We start from the raw sequence: 1,469 nt of genomic DNA on the forward strand, positions 1-1,469 counted from the left end.
TGATATGTACCCTCTTTACTGGACAAACAGTAAGGAGGGTATTTTTATGCGCTACAGCTATGAGTACAAAAGAAAATGTGTGGAAATGTATCGTAAAGGTATTTTACCTGATGTTCCTAAAGGTATTTCCGAAGAGCAATTTAGGAGATATATTCGCATTTGGATACGCATCGAAGAGGCCAATGGTACTGAAGCATTAAAACACAAGAATTCAAACAAGAAATGGTCTGCAGAAGAAAAGTTAGATCTTGTTGCTAAAGTAATAGCCGGAGAATCTATTAAGAGCATCGCAATAAGTGCAGGAATTAGTAACGGGCAACTATATCAATGGGTTCGTAAATATAAGATTTTCGGATATAATGGACTTATCAACAAAAAGAAAGGTCGTAAAGCAAAGAGTCCGGATATGAAAAAGATAGGAACCAAAAATCCACCAGAACTTAATGAGAGCGAATACGAGGAGTTAATCAGATTAAGAGCTGAAACAGAATACCTGAGAGCTGAGAACGAAGTAATAAAAAAAGAGATCGCCTTGAGAGAAGAAAAAGAAGCTGCGCGACTCAAGGCGAAAAAGCAGCGATTATCAAGGAACTCCACTCACAAGGATTTAGACTGAAGTATTTGCTAAAAGCTATGGAAATGCCTAAATCCACATATTACTTTGAGATAAACAGAAAAGATGTTGTTGCGGAAAGAAACAAAAGCATAATGGACGAAATCAATGAAATTTTCATATCCAATAAGGGCAGATACGGGGTTCGACGAGTCCATCAGGAACTGGTTAATCGTGGATATAAAGTGAACCACAAGAGAGTTCAGCGTTTGATGCATGAAGCCGGGCTTATGGGAAAAAGACCTAAGGCAAAGTATCATTCATACAAAGGAGAGGTTGGGAAAGTTGCAGATAACAAGATTAATAGAGATTTCAGCACGACTGCCCCACTACAAAAATGGACTACTGATGTATCGCAATTCAACTTTACTTGGGGAAAGTGCTATATATCACCAATACTCGATATGAATACTAATGAAATCATATCATATGACTTGTCAACAAGCCCTAATTTAGAACAAGTCAAACGCATGCTTGAACGGGCATTTGATAAATTCCATAATCTGAATGGGCTTGTCTTTCATTCCGATCAAGGATGGCAATATCAACATGCATATTATCGTAATGAACTTAAAATGCACGGCATAATACAGTCGATGTCCCGAAAGGGAAATTGCTATGATAACTGCATAATGGAAACATTCTTTGGGAGATTAAAGAATGAGGTTTACTATGGCTACGAAAAAGATTACAGGTCATTTGAAGAGTTTGAAAAAGCAATCGAAGAATATATAGATTACTACAATAACGAAAGAATTCAGGCAAAAACAAAATGGATGCCACCTGCAAAGTACAGGTTAGCATCCTTGTGTTCCGCCTAGTTCATATATGTGTCCAGGATTCTGGGTACATATCA

Annotated in this window: 2 protein-coding genes; both read left to right on the forward strand. The window is 37.4% G+C overall.

Features of this window, described 5'->3' with window-relative positions:
* A partial coding sequence (locus ACTQZM_RS11850; protein ID WP_248626585.1) for a helix-turn-helix domain-containing protein occupies positions 1-616 on the forward strand: 616 nt, incomplete at its 5' end.
* On the forward strand, positions 580-1,434 hold the full coding sequence (locus tag ACTQZM_RS11855; RefSeq protein WP_248622522.1) for an IS3 family transposase: 855 nt from the start codon (positions 580-582) through the stop codon (positions 1,432-1,434). The genes ACTQZM_RS11850 and ACTQZM_RS11855, both read left to right, overlap by 37 nt.
* The last annotated feature ends 35 nt before the right edge of the window (positions 1,435-1,469 follow it).

Source organism: Enterococcus cecorum (genome assembly GCF_052119425.1).
Classification (GTDB): Bacteria; Bacillota; Bacilli; order Lactobacillales; family Enterococcaceae; genus Enterococcus_E; species Enterococcus_E cecorum_C.